The 16,381-nt window shown below is 67.1% G+C and carries 16 protein-coding genes and 1 other RNA gene; 8 read left to right on the forward strand and 9 right to left on the reverse strand.

Features of this window, described 5'->3' with window-relative positions; all coding sequences use genetic code 11:
- Nucleotides 1-91: 91 nt before the first annotated feature.
- Nucleotides 92-865: a hypothetical protein gene (locus ACVXZ4_RS07875; RefSeq protein ID WP_461797938.1), complete on the forward strand. Its 774-nt coding sequence runs from the start codon at nt 92-94 to the stop codon at nt 863-865.
- Between the two features lie 64 nt (nt 866-929).
- On the opposite strand, the gene ACVXZ4_RS07880 is transcribed toward ACVXZ4_RS07875, so the two are convergent.
- On the reverse strand, nt 930-1,616 hold the full coding sequence (locus tag ACVXZ4_RS07880) for a hypothetical protein (RefSeq protein ID WP_461797675.1): 687 nt from the start codon (nt 1,614-1,616) through the stop codon (nt 930-932).
- A gap of 198 nt (nt 1,617-1,814) precedes the next feature.
- On the opposite strand from ACVXZ4_RS07880, the gene ACVXZ4_RS07885 reads away from it, so the two are divergent.
- Entirely contained in the window at nt 1,815-2,774 is a 960-nt protein-coding gene (locus ACVXZ4_RS07885; protein WP_461797676.1) for a sigma-70 family RNA polymerase sigma factor, read from the forward strand.
- 191 nt (nt 2,775-2,965) lie between these two features.
- On the opposite strand, the gene ACVXZ4_RS07890 is transcribed toward ACVXZ4_RS07885, so the two are convergent.
- Nucleotides 2,966-3,286, reverse strand: coding sequence for a DUF7882 family protein (locus tag ACVXZ4_RS07890; RefSeq protein ID WP_461797677.1), 321 nt, complete (start codon nt 3,284-3,286; stop codon nt 2,966-2,968).
- Nucleotides 3,287-3,490: 204 nt separating this feature from the next.
- On the opposite strand from ACVXZ4_RS07890, the gene ACVXZ4_RS07895 reads away from it, so the two are divergent.
- The 5 genes from ACVXZ4_RS07895 (at nt 3,491) to rnpB (ending at nt 8,973) form a co-directional block, all read left to right on the forward strand.
- Complete coding sequence (locus ACVXZ4_RS07895) at nt 3,491-4,372, forward strand: DMT family transporter (protein WP_461797678.1); 882 nt, start codon at nt 3,491-3,493, stop codon at nt 4,370-4,372.
- Nucleotides 4,373-4,409: 37 nt separating this feature from the next.
- Entirely contained in the window at nt 4,410-6,896 is a 2,487-nt protein-coding gene (locus ACVXZ4_RS07900) for a purine-cytosine permease family protein (RefSeq protein WP_461797679.1), read from the forward strand.
- Nucleotides 6,897-6,948: 52 nt separating this feature from the next.
- Complete coding sequence (locus ACVXZ4_RS07905) at nt 6,949-7,794, forward strand: Nif3-like dinuclear metal center hexameric protein (RefSeq protein ID WP_461797680.1); 846 nt, start codon at nt 6,949-6,951, stop codon at nt 7,792-7,794.
- 19 nt (nt 7,795-7,813) lie between these two features.
- A complete protein-coding gene (locus ACVXZ4_RS07910) occupies nt 7,814-8,554 on the forward strand; it encodes a zinc ribbon domain-containing protein (protein ID WP_461797681.1) in 741 nt (246 codons plus the stop codon).
- 28 nt (nt 8,555-8,582) lie between these two features.
- Nucleotides 8,583-8,973: RNase P RNA component class A (gene rnpB, locus ACVXZ4_RS07915), an RNA gene on the forward strand.
- Nucleotides 8,974-8,978: 5 nt separating this feature from the next.
- On the opposite strand, the gene ACVXZ4_RS07920 is transcribed toward rnpB, so the two are convergent.
- The 5 genes from ACVXZ4_RS07920 to map form a co-directional block, all read right to left on the reverse strand.
- Entirely contained in the window at nt 8,979-9,668 is a 690-nt protein-coding gene (locus ACVXZ4_RS07920; RefSeq protein WP_461797682.1) for a nucleoside/nucleotide kinase family protein, read from the reverse strand.
- Between the two features lie 153 nt (nt 9,669-9,821).
- A complete protein-coding gene (locus tag ACVXZ4_RS07925; protein ID WP_461797683.1) occupies nt 9,822-10,502 on the reverse strand; it encodes a response regulator in 681 nt (226 codons plus the stop codon).
- Complete coding sequence (locus ACVXZ4_RS07930; RefSeq protein ID WP_461797684.1) at nt 10,502-13,021, reverse strand: ATP-binding protein; 2,520 nt, start codon at nt 13,019-13,021, stop codon at nt 10,502-10,504. Before ACVXZ4_RS07930 ends, ACVXZ4_RS07925 begins: the two co-directional genes overlap by 1 nt.
- Before the next feature lie 6 nt (nt 13,022-13,027).
- Nucleotides 13,028-13,777, reverse strand: coding sequence for a polyphosphate--glucose phosphotransferase (gene ppgK, locus ACVXZ4_RS07935; RefSeq protein ID WP_461797685.1), 750 nt, complete (start codon nt 13,775-13,777; stop codon nt 13,028-13,030).
- 40 nt (nt 13,778-13,817) lie between these two features.
- Nucleotides 13,818-14,684: a type I methionyl aminopeptidase gene (gene map / locus ACVXZ4_RS07940; RefSeq protein ID WP_461797686.1), complete on the reverse strand. Its 867-nt coding sequence runs from the start codon at nt 14,682-14,684 to the stop codon at nt 13,818-13,820.
- 34 nt (nt 14,685-14,718) lie between these two features.
- Between map and ACVXZ4_RS07945 the strand changes: the two genes are divergently transcribed.
- Entirely contained in the window at nt 14,719-14,889 is a 171-nt protein-coding gene (locus ACVXZ4_RS07945; RefSeq protein WP_461797687.1) for a methionine aminopeptidase, read from the forward strand.
- A 15-nt stretch (nt 14,890-14,904) separates the two neighbouring features.
- On the opposite strand, the gene ACVXZ4_RS07950 is transcribed toward ACVXZ4_RS07945, so the two are convergent.
- Together ACVXZ4_RS07950 and panB are read right to left on the reverse strand one after the other, a co-directional pair.
- On the reverse strand, nt 14,905-15,447 hold the full coding sequence (locus ACVXZ4_RS07950) for a hypothetical protein (RefSeq protein WP_461797688.1): 543 nt from the start codon (nt 15,445-15,447) through the stop codon (nt 14,905-14,907).
- A 68-nt stretch (nt 15,448-15,515) separates the two neighbouring features.
- Nucleotides 15,516-16,352 (reverse strand): 3-methyl-2-oxobutanoate hydroxymethyltransferase, encoded by an 837-nt coding sequence (gene panB / locus ACVXZ4_RS07955; RefSeq protein ID WP_461797689.1) that lies wholly within the window; start codon nt 16,350-16,352, stop codon nt 15,516-15,518.
- Nucleotides 16,353-16,381: the final 29 nt, after the last annotated feature.

The following is a 16,381-nucleotide window of genomic DNA, read 5'->3' on the forward strand; positions in this document are numbered from 1 at the left end:
ATCGTGGCCTCCGTGGCGCCCGATGTTAGGCTTACCTAAGTTGGGCCAGTTAAAACGTGCTGGCCCCTTACGAAAGGTCATGATTCGCATCATGGGTTATATCAAGTCCGCCGCTCTCGAAGAGACCGGCTACGTAGTGCTCGACCAGTACAACCAGGAACTCGATCCGAAGGAATGGCTCGACATCGAGTTCGTCGACTGGAAGTCGTCGGGCGAGACGCAGTTCGCCCCCCTCGCCAGCGCCAAGGGTGAGATCGAGGTCAACGGTTTCTGGAACCATAAGCCGCCGCGCACCGACAAGGACGGCGTCTGGATCCCGTCCCAGGTCGAGAAGGCGCCGAACCTGGTGCGTCGCGCCAAGGAGCCGGGTGCGAACGTCGGCCGCTGCCGTGTCATCGAGCTGCAGCCGAATGTCTATGCGGACACCCTGTACAACCTTCACCAAGACGACAACAACCGCCTGAACCCGGATGGCACGGGCTGGGTCGTGCGCGGATTCTTCAACCTCACCGATGACAAGGACAGCTACTTCGTGCTGCGCGAGAACCGCACCGACCCGAGCGTCGAGTACCGGATCGCGCTGCCGGCCGGCGCGCAGCTGATCATCGACACGCAGCGCCTCTGGCACGCCGCCACCCACGTCGGCAGTGAGCCGCGCTACTGCCTGATCACCTCCTGGGAGTCCGGTCCCGAGCTCGACGCCTACATCGCGAAGTACAACGGCGTCAGCCGCGTGCCGAACGTCGAGGTGCCGCAGGACGTGCTGGACGCCGGTCAGGCCGAGCAGGCTCGACGCATCGCGGCGCGTGCGGCGTTCTACGCGGCCAAGGGCCAGGCGGAGAAGACGGCGATGAGCGAGGCCTGATCCTCACCAATCCCACAAGGAGGGCCCCGGTCGTGAGACCGGGGCCTTCCTTTTTGTCAGAGATTCACCAGGCGCTGGCGGGAGCAGTGACGACCGCGACCGGTGAGGTGTGCCAGCGTGACCCGTTGCCGTAGTGGCTCGAGGCCCACGGCGATGCCCAGATGGCCTGCTCGGTGATGGACGTGGGCGCGGAGACCGCGAACGCAGCGACGATGGTCGAGAACGAGGGGTTGCGCTGCAGGTTCTGCGCGGCCTTCTGCGCAGCGATCACGAGGTTCGCGTAGCTCCCGGTGCCGCCGCCGCCGCCCGAACCGTAGCCGTTGTTCATGGGGTTGTTGCGGTTCCACCAGTTGTCGGCACCGTTCTCCTGCCGCATCCAGCGCACCATCACCGTCACGTTCTCTTCCGACTGCGGCCAGCCGCCCGAGAGCAGTACCAGCTTGGCCCAGTCGTAGTTCGTGCCCGCAGCTGCCAGCGACTGGACACCGGCGGTCGCCGAGTAGCCGTCTCGGGATCCGCTGCCGAGCGACACGCGTTCAGAGACCCTGAGGGTCTGCGGATGTGCGGCGATGTAGACCGCGAGTTGGCCGGCCGCATCGGGGGTCGCGGGCGGTGCGATCGCGAAGACGGCGAGCAGTGACAGTGCTCCGAGGGATGCGCCGACCGCGAGTGGTCCCCGCCGCGGCGGTCGCGGCGCCCGGCGCGGACGGAGTGCGGCGCGTCGAGAGGATGCCTGTCGAGGAGAGTTCATAGTCGGAGGTTTCACCGGCGGGACCCGAATGGACCGCCCGGCGAAACTGCGTAGACGTTACCAGAGCGGCCTGCGGGCTGCCCCGGAGGGTGTCGCAGCGGGCCGGATCGTTTAGCGCCTAAGCCATATCGATGTCAAGCCCTGGGCCCGAAATTCTGGCGTCCCATACGCTGAATGTAACCAAAAAAGGGGTCAGTAATGACGATCAACGCCTACGAAAACGACGAGTCTGCCATCGAGTGGCCCCGCGGCGCAGCACAGGTCTCCGTCGATCCCCTTCGCGACTACCTGCAGCGGATCGGGCGTGCCCAGCTCCTCACCGCGGAGGAGGAGGTCAGCCTCGCCCGCCGCATCGAAGTCGGGGTGCTCGCCGGCGAGAGGCTTGCCATGCACCCCGAGCTCGACGGCAAGAACAAGCGCGAATTGCTCTGGCTCTCGCGGGACGGCGATGCCGCCTACCAGCAGTTCGTCTGCGCGAATCTGAGGCTCGTCGTGAGCATCGCCAAGCGCTATGCCGGACGTGGACTGCCGATCATGGATGTCATCCAGGAAGGCAACCTCGGACTCGTTCGCGCGGTCGAGAAATTCGACTACTCGATCGGCAACAAGTTCTCCACCTACGCCACCTGGTGGATCCGCCAGTCGATCCTCCGTGGCATCGCGGACTCGAGCCGGATCATCCGCATCCCGGTGCACACCGTCGAGAAGATGGACAAGCTCGATCGGGTGCGGCGAGACCTCACCAACGAACTCGGTCGCACCCCCACGATCGAAGAGGTTGCGGACTCTGCGCAGGTGACAGTGGCCGAGGTCATCAAGCTGGCCAAATCCGACCATGACACCATCTCGTTCGGCATCCCGATCGGCGATGACGGCAACACGGAGCTCGGCGACCTGATCGAGGACACCGACACCCCGCAGCCCCATGAGTCCGTCGAGATCGACCTCCGGCACGACGACATCCGCCGCAAGCTCGACGCCTTGCCGCCACGGGATGCCACGGTGATCCGCCTTCGCTTCGGACTCGAGGGCCGCCAGGCGCTGACCCTCGACGAGGTGGGCGAGCTCTACGGGATCACCCGTGAGCGTGTTCGTCAGCTGGAGACCCGCAGCCTCAAGCGCCTGCGTAGCGAGGACCTGCACTCTTATCTGGCCTGAGTACCGCACGGCCGGGCACCGCTATTCCGGGCGTTACGGGACGAGACCGGGATCCGGCTGCTCGGCGTCTTCCTGTTCGGCGATCGCTTCGTCGAAGGTGAGGTCGTCACTCGGGGGAGTCTGCGACACTTCCCCGTCTTGTGGGGCGTCCGCCGCATCGGCCGCAGTATCGCCATCGCGACCCATACCGCTCACTCTTCCGAGGTCTTGCCGAGGGCGCCGACCTCTTCGGTGAGCTGCAGGCCCTGGGCGCTGTTGGACGAGAGCGTGAGAGCCTCGAGCCACTCCCGGTTGATCTTGGGCATGCGACCGCCGTTGTAGCGGAAGACAAGGGGGATGGACGGGTCGAGCCAGATCACGCTGCGTCCGTCGCCGACGCTCTGCTCGTCGCGCCATGAGAAGAAGAAGCTCTCGTCACGCCGGAGCTTGAGGCCGATGACCAACTGGAGGTGAGCCAGAACGCGATCGTCGAAGATCACTTCGATCGTCTGGCCGTAGAGCAACTTTCCCACGCGTGGTCTCCTGTTGTGCCGGTGAATCGAGGAGCTCCGTCCTCGGTTGTGAAGTGAAGGTTACTACGTCGGCGCCGAAGGAGAATCGATTGGGCGAGGAGTTGACATTGGTCGTTTTTCCGGTGCGAGATTCCGTGTCCGAACAGAGCCCCTAGAGTCGGGTCTCGTGGGGATGATCACCGGGTGCGCGAGAGGGGAGTGCCGATGAACCGAGCGGCCCTCGCGCTCATCATCGCGTCGATCCTCTGGGGGACCACGGGAACGGCCGCGAGCTTGCTGCCGGCGGACGTGAGCCCGCTCGCCGTCGGGTCCGCCACCATGGGTGTCGGGGGCGCGCTGCTGTTCGCCATCTCGATGCGACCGGCGCTTGCGGCGCTGCGTGATCCCGCGGCCCGGCGCTGGCTACTGGTGGGCGCGTCAGGGGTCGTCGCCTACCCCCTCGCGTTCTACGCGGCCATGGATCTCGCCGGGGTGGCCATCGGAAACGTCGTGGCGCTGGGATCCGGTCCTGTCTTCGCGGCGTTCTTCGAATGGGCCTGGGAGCGTCGCCGGCCCGGTGGGGTCTGGACCGCCTGCACGATGACAGCGATCGTCGGCATCGGCCTGCTCTCCCTCGGCGGCTCGGGCGGGAGCGAACGCACGGCCGCGAGTGTGGGCACCGGTGTCGTTCTCGGCCTCGTCGCGGGCATCGCCTACGCGCTCTATACCTACGCTTCCTCTCGGGCCATCGGTCTCGGCCTGCCTTCCCGTGGCGTGATGGGCGGGATGTTCGGACTCGGTGCGATCGCCCTGCTGCCGGTGCTCCTGGTGACCGGCATTCCGCTCCTCCAGAGTCCGCTGTCGGTCGGAGTCTCGGTCTATCTCGCACTCGGGCCGATGATGATCGCCTATCTGCTGTTCGGTGTCGCCCTCGGCACGATTCGAAGCAGCTCTGCGACCACAATCACCCTCATCGAGCCGCTGGTCGCGACGGTGCTCGCGGTCCTCGTGGTGGGGGAGCGACTCGCACCGGTGGGGTGGGTCGGCCTCGCGCTCATCCTCGCGGGGGTAACCGCGATGACTGCGGCCCGTCATCCGGATAACTGACCCCGAACCCGTATCATTCTGGGCATGGAAACTGGGCATGGATACTGACGCCTCAGCACGATCGGAGGTCGATCCCGGCTCGGATCCCGACACCGGTGCACGCCGGGCGAGCTTCCTTCCTCCGATCGCCCAGGGTGCTGCGAGCCCACCGGCTGACGACTCCGAGCGATACGACGATGACATGCTCGCGGAAGCCATGGCGGACGAGGCCGTGCGACTCGGACTCACGGGCGCCATCCAGATCATGCCGCCGCCCACCTCTCCGGCCGTGAGCACTCCGCTTCCTCCGCCGATGGCGAGAGCGGTGGCCACAGGCAGGCAAGCTCCCGAAGCGCCGATCGACGTCGAACAGCGGCCGTCGGATGTCCCGCCGGAGCGTCCTCCTGTCGTCGCGGAAGCCGATCCGCCCCCCGCGGTCACGGTGACTCCGGTCACGCCGATCTCGCTGGCCGGATTGCCTGCCCCGTCGGGTGAGCCGGTCGTGTTCGAGGCCGAGCACCCCCCGGTGGTGAGCGGTTCGTCCCTCCCGACGCGTCGGTCGATCCGAGACGCTGAGCAGGCTCGAACTCGCGAGGAGAACGCGCAGCGAGCATCCGGTGCCGCCGACCCACCTTCCAGCGTCGATGACACGGCGCCGGTTGCGGAGGTCACCCTCTCGCCGGATTTTTCCCCGGCGTCGGACGCCCCTGATTCCCCAGGGGATTTCGGCGATACCAGTCCGGTAGCGACGGTCGCGCCGGCGGCCGCTGCGGCTCCTGCCTTTGCCCCGTCGACCCCGCCGTTCTACGATCTCGTCGAGCCACAGCCGTACTCTGCCGGGCCGACCGTGTTCCCGCTCGGTTATCGCCCGCAGGAAACAGGTCCTGCCGTCGTGGAAGGCCCGGCAGCGCCCGAGGAACCGGTGGATGTCTTCGCCGCACTGATCGCCGATCCAACTCCACCGACGGCCTACTCGGCACGCGATCTTTCGCCCGGCGAGGATTTCGAGGCCGCCGATGAGGCCGCACTGGCCGCGCGGACCGCGTCGAGCCCGTGGCTGCGCTCGGCTGCCATCGACGTCGTCGAGACGTCGGTGCCGCCCCAGACGTTCGCGCCCGAATCGAGTGGATCGTCCCCGACACCGCTTGACCAGAGGGTCGGCCGGGCATCACGACTCTTCTGGCTGTGGTTCGCCGCGAATTCCTCGGTACTGAGCCTGGCCCTCGGTGGCGCGATCTTCTCCCTGGGGATGAGCTTGCGCCAGGCCGTCGTCGCGACGTTCCTCGGTGTGGCGATCTCCTTCCTCCCGCTGGGGCTCGGAACCCTGTCGGGCAAGTGGAGCGGCCAGCCCGTCATGGTCGTCTCGCGCGCGACCTTCGGTCACCTCGGCAACATCCTTCCGGCCTCGATCGCCCTGCTGACCCGGCTCTTCTGGGGTGCCGTGCTGCTGTGGACGATCTCGGCGGCTACCGCGCGGATCCTCGGGGGAGCGAAGCTCACGGGCCCACTCACCGAATTGCAGCTGATGATCATCGTGATGGCGGTGGGATTCCTGCTCGCCCTCGTCGTGGCCTACTTCGGCTATGCCCTGTTCGCGCGCATCCAGCTGGTGCTCGGCATCCTCTCGGCGGTACTCATCGTGGCATTCGTCTCGGTGACCTGGCAGTCGGTGGACTTCGCGAAGGCGTTGACCGTGGCGGACGGGCCGATCATGCTCGTCGTGACCGGGGTGGTTCTCGTCTTCAGCTTCGTCGGGCTCGTCTGGGCGAACAGCAGTGGCGACCTCGCCCGCTACCAACGCCCGAGCTCGTCGGGCGGGGCATCCATGTTGTGGGCTTCCTTCGGAACAACACTTCCGGCGTTCCTGCTGATCGGCTACGGCGCCGTCTTGGCCGCCTCGAATGCGCAGACAGCTGACGGGCTGGCCAGCAACCCGATCGACACGATCGCCGGCCTGCTGCCCAGTTGGTATCCCGTGCCCCTCATCGCGGCCACCGCCCTCAGCCTCCTTTCCGGCGTCGTCCTGAGCATCTACTCCGGTGGTTTCGCGCTCGGGGCAATCGGGCTGCGGGTCTCTCGCAGTGGGGCGACCGTCATCGTCGGGGTGCTGGTATTCGCTGCGGCGATCGTCCTCGGATTCAGCGTGAGCAGCGTGGCATCGGTCTTCCGCGATCTCGCGACCACGCTCGCCGTGCCCGTCGCCGCCTGGGCGGGGATCTTCTCGGCCGAGATGATCCTGCGACGTCGCCGCTTCGATACGAGGTCGCTCGTCACGCGTGGAGGGATTTACCGCGACGTCAACTGGCTCAACCTCACGATGCTGGTAGTGGCGTCCGCGGTCGGCCTCGGACTCACCTCGGCGACGGTGATGGGACTTCGCTGGGAGGGATACCTGTTCCGCGCGGCCGGGGTCGACCTGTCCAGCCCTCTCGGTGGCACGGATCTCGGAGTGCTCGTGGCACTCGCGCTGGGTCTGCTCACGCCGCTCGTCGCAGGGATCTCGACGATCCGCGGTCAGGAACGAAGGCAGGCCACTCGCGCCTAGAGGCCACCGGCGACCGAATACGCCGGCCCCCGGGCGAAACTACAATGGGCGGATGCCCCACTCCGCCGCTGTCACCTCCGCTGAGGTCACCGTCGCCGATGTCTGCGCCACCGTCGAACGGTTGTGGCCCATCGCGGGCGCTGAGGCCTGGGACGCACCCGGCCTGATCTCCGGTGACCCGGCGGCCACGGTCCGTGTCATCCACCTCGCCGTCGATGCGGTGCCGGATGTCGCGGAGGAAGCGGTCGCCGCCGGCGCCGACCTTCTGCTCGTGCATCACCCCCTCCTTCTGCGCGGCGTCACCACCATCGCCGAGGACCGGTACAAGGGTGTCGTGCTCGCGCGACTCATCCGCGGGGGCTGTTCCCTCATCGCCGCCCATACGAACGCCGATGTCGTCGAGACCGGCACCTCGGCGGTCATCGCCTCGCATCTCGGCCTGGTCGACGCGGTGCCGATCACCGTCGGTGCGACGCCGACCCGAGGCATCGGGCGGGTGGGCAAGCTTCCCGAGCCGACCACTCTCGGCCGCCTCGCCCGCCAGCTCGCCGAACTTCTGCCGGCGACGGCGTCGGGCATCCGCGTCGCGGGCGACTACGACCGGGTCGTCGAAACGGTGGCGCTGTGCGGCGGGGCGGGGGATTCCCTCCTGTCGGAGCCCGCTGTGCTCGGTGCCGACGTCTACATCACCTCCGACCTTCGCCATCATCCCGCCTCCGAATCGCGGGAGAACGCGAAAGTCGGTGCCGGGCCCGCACTGGTCGACGTGTCGCACTGGGCGAGCGAGTGGCTGTGGCTCGACATCGCCGCCGAAGAGCTGCGGGCCGCGCTTCCCGGCGTCACCGTGACGGTCAGCGACCTTCGCACCGACCCCTGGGATTTCACGATCGTCCAATGACCAACCGAATGAGGCACCCATGGCACTGAAGGCCAGCCCGAACGACCAGGCCCACCTGCTCGAATTGCAGGCTCTGGACACCCGCATCCAGCAGCTGGAGCACAAGGCGAAGATGCTCCCGCAGCTGGCCGTGATCGCCGGACTCGAGAGCGAGTCGACGGCGCTACGGGTGGAGACGCTGAGCGCGACCGGAGCCCTGGAGGACGCCAAGCGGGAGCTCGGGCGCATCGAGAGCGACGTCGCCCTGGTCGAAGCGCGCATCACGCGCGACACGGACCGCCTCCAGGCCTCGTCGTCGGTGAAGGATGTCGCGGGGCTCGAGAGCGAGCTCGCCGGGCTCCGTCGCCGCCAGCTCGAACTCGAAGAGATCGAGCTTGGCGTGATGGAGCGCGTGGAGGAGCTGGAATCGGCGGTGCGCAGCCTCCGAGGAAGGCACGACGAGCTGCAGGAGAGAATCGCCGGCATCGTCGCCGAAAAGGACGAATCGCTGGGCGGCCTCACGAGTGAACGCACCCACGCGGCGGCCAATCGTTCGACCATTGCTGCGAAGCTTCCCGAGGACCTGCTCGCCCTCTACGAGCGACAGCGCGCCCGGTACGGGCAGGGCGCATCCCTCCTGCGGGGTGGGGTTTCGGAGGCCAGCGGCCTCAAGCTGAACGAGTTCGACATGGCCGCCATCCGTGCCGCTGCCCCGGACGACGTGCTGATCTGCCCGGAGAGCAGTGCGATCCTTGTGCGCACCGGGGAGTCCGGCCTGTAGGCGCACTCGGCTAGGCTGTCTCCTCGAATGGGTCGGCAAGACGGTCGCGTTATCCCTCGTGTCATTCGAGATACGGGGGACACCGAGGAACGTCCGGGCTCCACAGAGCAGGGCGGTGGGTAATTCCCACCCGGGGCAACCCGCGAGAAAGTGCAACAGAAAGCAGACCGCCACCTGGTTTCGGCCAGGGGGTAAGGGTGAAACGGTGGTGTAAGAGACCACCAGCGGCCCGCGTGATCGGGTCGGCTAGGTAAACCTCGCCCGGAGCAAGGTCGAACAGGAAGCGCTACGGGTGGCTCGCCCAGTTTCCGGGTAGACCGCTAGAGGTGTGCGGCAACGTACATCGTAGATAGATGGCCGTCGATGACGGGTCTTCGGGCCCGTCGGGACAGAACCCGGCGTAATAGCCGGCCCATTCACCCTCTCACCAGGAATCGCGGATCTGCCGGTCGGCGAGGTGCATGGTCGACTCGATGAGGCGCGCGTTCGCCTCATCCGGACCGGTCGCCCACGCGGTCGCGGCATCCCGGGTCATGCCGAAGGCGATGTGACGTTCGATGAGGCGGGCGACCCGCAGAGTCTGCGGGGTGTCGACGAACCAGATCTCGTCCACCAGCGATCGGATGTCGCGCCAGCCGGGTTCCGTCGAGAGCAGGTAGTTGCCTTCCGTGATCACGAAGTCAGTGTCGCGGTGCACGGCGATCGAGGCAGCGATGGGTTCCTCGAGACCGCGCCGGTAGGTCGGTGCGTAGACGACGGTCTCGTCTCGGGACCGCAGTCGCCGGAGGAGTGCCACGTATCCTCCGATGTCGAAAGTGTCGATCGCGCCGCGTCGTTCGCGCAGCGGAGTGCCGTCGATGATCCCGGTGGCGAGATGGAAGCCGTCCAGGGGAACGACCACGGCGAGTTCGCGGCCGAGGGCATCCGCGAGGCTCTGCGCGAAGGTGGACTTCCCGGTGCCGGGGGAGCCCGCGATGCCGAAGATCTGGCGGGTGCCGGTGTCCTTCAGGCGGGCTCGGAGGTGGTCGGCCAGGAGTGACAGGTCGGGCGGGTTGTGGTCCACGGACGGATCCCCGTCGCTCAGCGGATTTCCGGCGAAGGAGTTGGACTGCATACATCCATTCTGGGGGAGGTCCGGGCCCGCCGGTCGACGCGGCTCCCCGCTGTCCGGGCGGGTGCGGACTCACCGGGCCGGCACGCCGGCCCCTCCGGTGCGTACTGGCCCGTCTGGCGGCTGAAACCGTCCTCCAGGCAACGGCGGTCGATGCTACGCCCCCGGCGCGAACCGGTAACCCATCCCGGGCTCCGTGAGGAGGTACCGCGGCCGGGAGGGCTCGGGTTCGAGCTTCTTGCGGAGTTGGCCGAGGTAGAGACGCAGGTAGCCGTCCTCCTTCTCGTACGCGGGCCCCCACACCGTGGTCAACAGGAAGTGCTTCGTCACCAGGCGATCCGGATTGCGCACGAGCACCTCGAGGATGTGCCACTCCGTCGGGGTCAGCTTCACCTGTCCGGTGCCGGCCTTCGACACGGCGTGGGCCGCGAGATCCACCGTCACGTCACCGAAGGTCACCACCGGCTGATCGGGCTCGGCCGAAGAACGCCGGCTGAGGGCACGGATGCGGGCAAGCAGCTCGTCGATGGCGAAGGGCTTCGTCACATAGTCGTCGGCGCCCGCGTCGAGGGCGTCGACCTTGTCCGCGGAGTCGGTCCGGCCGCTCACCACGAGGATGGGCACCTCGGTCCAGCCGCGCAGTGCCTCGATGACCTGGATGCCGCTGAAGCCGGGCAAGCCGAGATCGAGCACCACGAGCTCGGGTGAAACGTGAGTCGCGACATCCAGCGCCTCTGGTCCCGACTGGGCGAGGAAGACCTCGTAGCCGCGGGCCGCCAGATTGATGCGCAGGGCCTTGAGGATCTGGGCGTCATCGTCCACCACGAGGATCCTCATCACGACTCCCGCTGCAGGGGGCGGGTGTCCGGAGCAGTGGCCGGCTCGCTCGTCGGCAGCGACACGACCACGGTGAGGCCGCCGCCGGGGGTGTCTTCGGCCTCGAGGCTGCCGCCCATCGCCTCCATGAACCCGTTGGACAGGGCGAGTCCGAGACCGACGCCCGTGGTGTTGTCCGTGTCTCCGAGCCGCTGGAACGGCTGGAAGGCTTCTGCCAGCTTGGCCGGAGGGATGCCGGGACCGCGGTCGATGACCCGCAGTTCGAGCCTTTCACCGAAGCTGCTCGCCGTGATGATGAGCGGGGCATCCGGTGGTGAATAGCGCAGGGCGTTTGCAACGAGGTTCACGATCACCCGCTGAAGCAGCACAGCATCGCAGAGCGCCTCGGGCAGATCGGCGGAGACGTCGACGCGCACCCGCGCCAGCGGCACCCTCAGCTCGTCGAGGGCGAGGGGCACAATCTCGTCGAGGCCGACGCGCCCGAGCGAGATGGGCAGCACCCCGGCCTGCAGCCGGCTCGCGTCGAGCAGGTCGTCGACGAGGTCGGCGAGCCGCCGCAACGACTCCTCGGCGGTCAGCAGCAGGTCTTCACGGTCGCGGTCGCTCCAGGAGACATCCGTGCTCCGAAGGCTTGAAACGGCCGCCGTCGCCGAGGAGAGCGGGGTGCGCAGATCGTGGCCGACGGCGGCGAGAAGTGCGGTGCGCAGCCGGTCGGCCTCCTCGAGCGGGCGGATGCCACTGGCGGCCGTGCGCAACTCCTGCTGCACGAGGGCCGCCTCGATCTGCGAGACGAAGGCGTTGAGGATGCGTCGGTCCGAGGCCTGGAGGTCGCGTCCGGTGAGCACGACACTGCCGTCGTCGCCGAGCTCGACCGTGGTGCTCTTCTCATCGCCGGTGGCTGTCGCGGCGCCCGCCTCGTAGAGACGCTCACCGCCGTAGCTGACGATGACGCTCGTCATTCCGAAGATCTCTCGCAGGCGATTGGCGAGGGCCTCGACGGCGTTCTCGCCGCGGATGATGCTTCCGGCAACGGTCGCGAGAGTCTCGGCCTCGGCAGCGGACCGCTTCGCCGCTCGGCTGCGGCTCGCCGCCTGGTCGACGACGACGCTCACGAGCACGGCGACCAGAAGGAAGATCACCAGGGAGAGGAAGTGCACAGGGCTGGCGATCCGAAGCTGGAACAGCGGCGGCACGAAGAAGAAGTCGACGCAGAACCCCGAGATCACCGCGGCGACGATCGCGGGATAGAGCCCGCCCACCACCGCGACGACCACGACGAGCAGCTGGAAGGCAAGGACATCGCTGGCGAGCGAGTCATCGGTGCGCGTCGCGCTCAACACCCAGGTGAGAAGCGGAAGCGACACGGCCGCAAGCGCGAAACCGGCGAGTCGGCGCCGCAGCGTAAGCGCTCCGCCCGTCGTCGGCAGCTGAAGGGTTCCGACTGAAGCGTGCGAGACGATGTGCACGTCGATGTCGCCGGAGGCACGGATCACGGTCTGGCCGATTCCCTGCCCGGTGAGGAATGTAGTGAGCCGGCTGCGTCGGCTCACTCCGATCACCAGCTGGGTCGCGTTGACGCCACGGGCGAAGTCCACGAGCGCCGTCGGGGTGTGGTCGCCGATGACCTGGTGGTAGGTGCCTCCCAGGCTCTCCACGAGGGTGCGCTGCGCGAGGAGCGACGCGGGATCGGACTCTGCGAGGCCGTCAGAGCTCGAGACGTGCACCGCCAGCAGCTGCCCGCCGCTGGTGCGGGCCGAGATGCGGGCTCCGCGGCGGATGAGGGTCTCGCCCTCCGGTCCGCCGGGGAGCGCGACGACGACCCGCTCCCGTGCCTCCCACTTGCCGCGGATGCCGTGCTCGTTGCGGTAGGCCTGCAACGCGACATCCACTTCGTCGGCAAGCCAGAGGAGCGCGAGTTCGCGAAGCGCGGTGAGGTTCCCGAGTCTGAAATAGTTGCTGAGCGCGGCATCGATGGTGCCCGCGGGATAGATGTGTCCGCCGGCAAGCCGGGTGCGGAGAGCCTCGGGGGTGAGGTCGACCACCTCGATCTGGTCCGCCGATCGCAGCACGGAATCAGGGATTGTCTCTCGCTGGGTGACTCCGGTGATCGACTGCACCACGTCGTTCAGCGACTCGATGTGCTGGATGTTCACCGTCGAGATCACGTTGATGCCGGCATCCAGCAGGTCCTGCACGTCCTGCCAGCGCTTCTCGTGGACGCTTCCCGGCGCGTTCGTGTGCGCGAGTTCGTCGACGAGTGCCCAGTCCGGATGCCGGGCGATGAGACCGTCGAGGTCGAGCTCGTCGAGCGTCACCCCGCGGTGGCCGACGCTGCGGCGGGGGAACAGCTCGAGACCCTCGGTGAGGCGGGCGGTCTCGGCGCGTCCGTGCGTCTCGACCAGACCGATTACCACGTCGAGGTTCGCGTCGAGTAGTCGCCGCCCCTCCTCGAGCATGCTGAAAGTCTTGCCGACTCCGGGAGCCGCGCCCAGATAGACCTGCAGCGCGCCACGAGCCATCGCGTACTACCTGCCGGATGCCAGGGCCGCGGCACCGAGGATGCCGGCATTGTTGCGCAGTGTCGCCGGCACGATCGGGGTGTCGAGCTTCAATAGCGGCAGGAAGTCCTTGTACTCCTTCGACACCCCTCCGCCCACGATGAAGAGGTCGGGATGGAAGAGGGCGACGAGCATGTCGTAGTACTTCTGGAGGCGAGCCGCCCACTCTTCCCAGCTCAGGTTCTCGCGTTCCTTCGCCGAGTACGCGGCCTTGGTCTCCCAGTCGACGCCCTCGAGTTGGAGGTGGCCGAGCTCGGCGTTCGGAATGAGCACGCCCTTGTAGATGATGGCGGTGCCGATGCCCGTGCCGAGAGTGGTGAGGAGGATGAGCCCCTTGTTCCTCTCGGCGGCGCCGTACAGCGATTCGGCGTAGCCCGCGGCATCCGCATCGTTCACGAAGGTGATGTCGCGGTCGAGTCCCTTCTCGAAGAGGGCCTCCGCCTCGAGGCCGATCCACTTCTTCGAGACGTTCGCTGCGGAGAGGGTGCGGCCCTTGACGACGACGGCGGGGAAGCAGAGACCCATCGGTAGCTTCTTCTCGGGCGAGCCGAGCTTCTTGAGCACTTCCTGCACTGTCAGCACGATGTCCTCGGGCTCACCGCCTTCCGGCGTGGGCAACTTCACCCGGTCGCTGAGCAGCTTGCCCGATGAGACATCGACGATCGCCCCCTTGATGCCGGTGCCGCCGATATCGATGCCTACTGCTTTCTGAGCCATCTCGCCATTCTTCTCGTGTATGGGATGTATCGGGGCTGCGTCAGGGGAGTGTCAGCACTTCGGCGCCGCGCTCGGTCACGACCATGGTGTGCTCGAACTGGGCAGTGATGCTGCGGTCTTTGGTGACGACGGTCCAGTCATCCGCCCACATCTCCCACTCGATTCCGCCGAGGGTGAGCATCGGTTCGATCGTGAAGACCATTCCCACCTCGATCTCCGTCGAGTAGGCGGGCGCCGCGTCGTAATGCGGAATGATCAGGCCGCTATGGAACGCCTCTCCGACGCCGTGCCCGGTGAAGTCGCGCACGACGCCGTAATCGAAGCGCCGAGCGTAAGACTCGATGGCCCGCCCGATTACGTTCACCTCTCGGCCCGGTGCGACGGCCCTGATGCCACGGTTGAGAGATTCGCGGGTGCGTTCCACCAGGGCGGTCACCTCGGGTGTCGCCTGCCCGACGATGAAGGTCTGATTGCTGTCCCCGTGCACACCGTTCTTATAGGCGGTGATGTCGATGTTGACGATGTCACCGTCTTCGAGCACCGTGTCGTCGGGGATGCCGTGGCAGATCACCTCGTTCACCGAGCTGCAGATCGACTTCGGAAAGCCGCGGTAGCCGAGGGTCGACGGGTAGGAGTCGTTCGCCACCATGTAGTCGTGGCCGATGACATCCAGTTCGTCGGTCGTGATGCCCGCGCGGATGTTCGTGCCCACGAGAGCGATGGCATCGGCTGCGATCCGGCCGGACTCCCGGATGCGGCTGACGGCCTCGGCCCCGTACACGTCGGAGCCGGTGAACCGCGACGGTGCGGGTTTGCCCACGTACTCGGGGCGCACGATGTGCTTCGGCACGAAACGGGTGGGAGTGACGTGCCCCGCAACCAGGTGGCCGTTCGAATCCTTGGGCATAGGAGTAATTTTAGTGGCGAGCAAGGAGTGTTTCATGACGCAGTGGTACTACAACACCCGCACCCACGAGGTCGAGGAGGGCAAGCAGTCGCTGGCCTCCGAACTGGATGGACCGTTCGACAGCCGTGAGGACGCGGCCCGGGCGCCCGAGATCATCGCCGAGCGCGCCCGCAAGTGGGCAGAGGAAGACGCGAAGAGCGACTGACACGCGCGGGTGACGTTATGAGTAGGCGAGGGTGAACTCGATGTTGCCCTCGAACAGCGAATCTGTGGCTGTCACGAAGAGGCCGTCCTTGGTGAACAGATGCACGACATCTGTAGCAGACTGGCGCTCGACCAACGAGTCTTCAAAGCCTTGCTGAACGAACGAACTCACGACGTCGTCCAGTGTGACCACAGGGTCTGTCTGGATGACGAACTTCCAGGTGGTGCCCGCGCCACCCTCGTACCCGTTCCCATATTGCAGGACGTCACCGGTCGGCAGGGGAAGCCCGGTGAACGGTTTGCCATCGGGGATCTCGTAGCCCGTGAAGATCGCCAATCCACCCGGCCCGGTCGCGAGGGGTGACGGTTGTGGTGACGTCTCGGCGGACGCCGATGCAGACGCACTCGGGGGCACGGTGCTGGCCGCGCAGCCGGTCGTGGTGAGCAGGGCGATTGCGAGGGAGGCGACAATAGCAAAGGCGCGATCGTGGAGGTGCATCGGGTACTCCGGAAGCTCGGGGGTCTTCTCGTGGTGCAGGCAGTGGCATGATGATCCCACCTCGCACCCGCGAGGGGAAGAGCGTGCGCTGTCACGCACAACCGATCGGGTTACCGAGACGCCGGATGCTAGTCCGTGTACTCGTGCTCCGCGGCCGGGTATTCGCCGCCCGCGACGTCCGTGATGTAGGCCTTCGCGGCATCCGTCAGCACGCCGCTGAGGTTCGCGTAGCGCTTCACGAACTTGGGGATGCGTCCGACGGTCAGTCCTGCCCAGTCCGTCCAGACGAGGAGCTGACCGTCGACATGCGGGCCGGCCCCCACGCCGATCGTGGGGATCCGCAGCTCCTCCGTGACCCGCTTCGCGACAAGGGAGGGGACCATCTCAAGGACGACGGCGAAGGCCCCGGCGTCTTCCACGGCGTGGGCATCGGCGAGCAACTGCTCCGCGCCCTCGCCCCGGCCCTGGATGATGTGCCCGCCGAGGCCGTGCTCGCTCTGCGGGGTGAAGCCGATGTGTCCCATCACGGGGATGCCTGCGGACACAATCCGGCGGATCTGCTCGGCGCTTCGCACCCCGCCTTCGAACTTCACGGCGTGGGCGTGCGTCTCCTTCATGAAACGGAACGCGGTGTGCAGGGCTTCGTCCGGTCCGGTCTCGTAGGATCCGAACGGCATGTCGGCGACCACGAAAGCGCGGGTGACGGCGCCGGCCACCGCTCGGGTCAACGGGATGAGGTCCTCGACGGTCACGGGCAGCGTGGTCTCGTACCCGAGCACGTTGTTGCCGGCGGAATCGCCTACGAGTAGGAAGTCGATACCGGCGGCGTCGAAGATGGACGCCGTGAGCTGGTCGTAGCTCGTGAGCCCGGTGATCTTCACCCCGTTCTCTTTCGCACTCTGGAAGTGCCTGGTGCGCACCCGCTTGAGGTTCGCCTGGGTCGCCGCTGCAGTGGGGTCGGTCATGCGCGCAATCCTAGCCTCGGCGTGCCCGG

The sequence above is a fragment of the Lacisediminihabitans sp. FW035 genome, assembly GCF_054880895.1.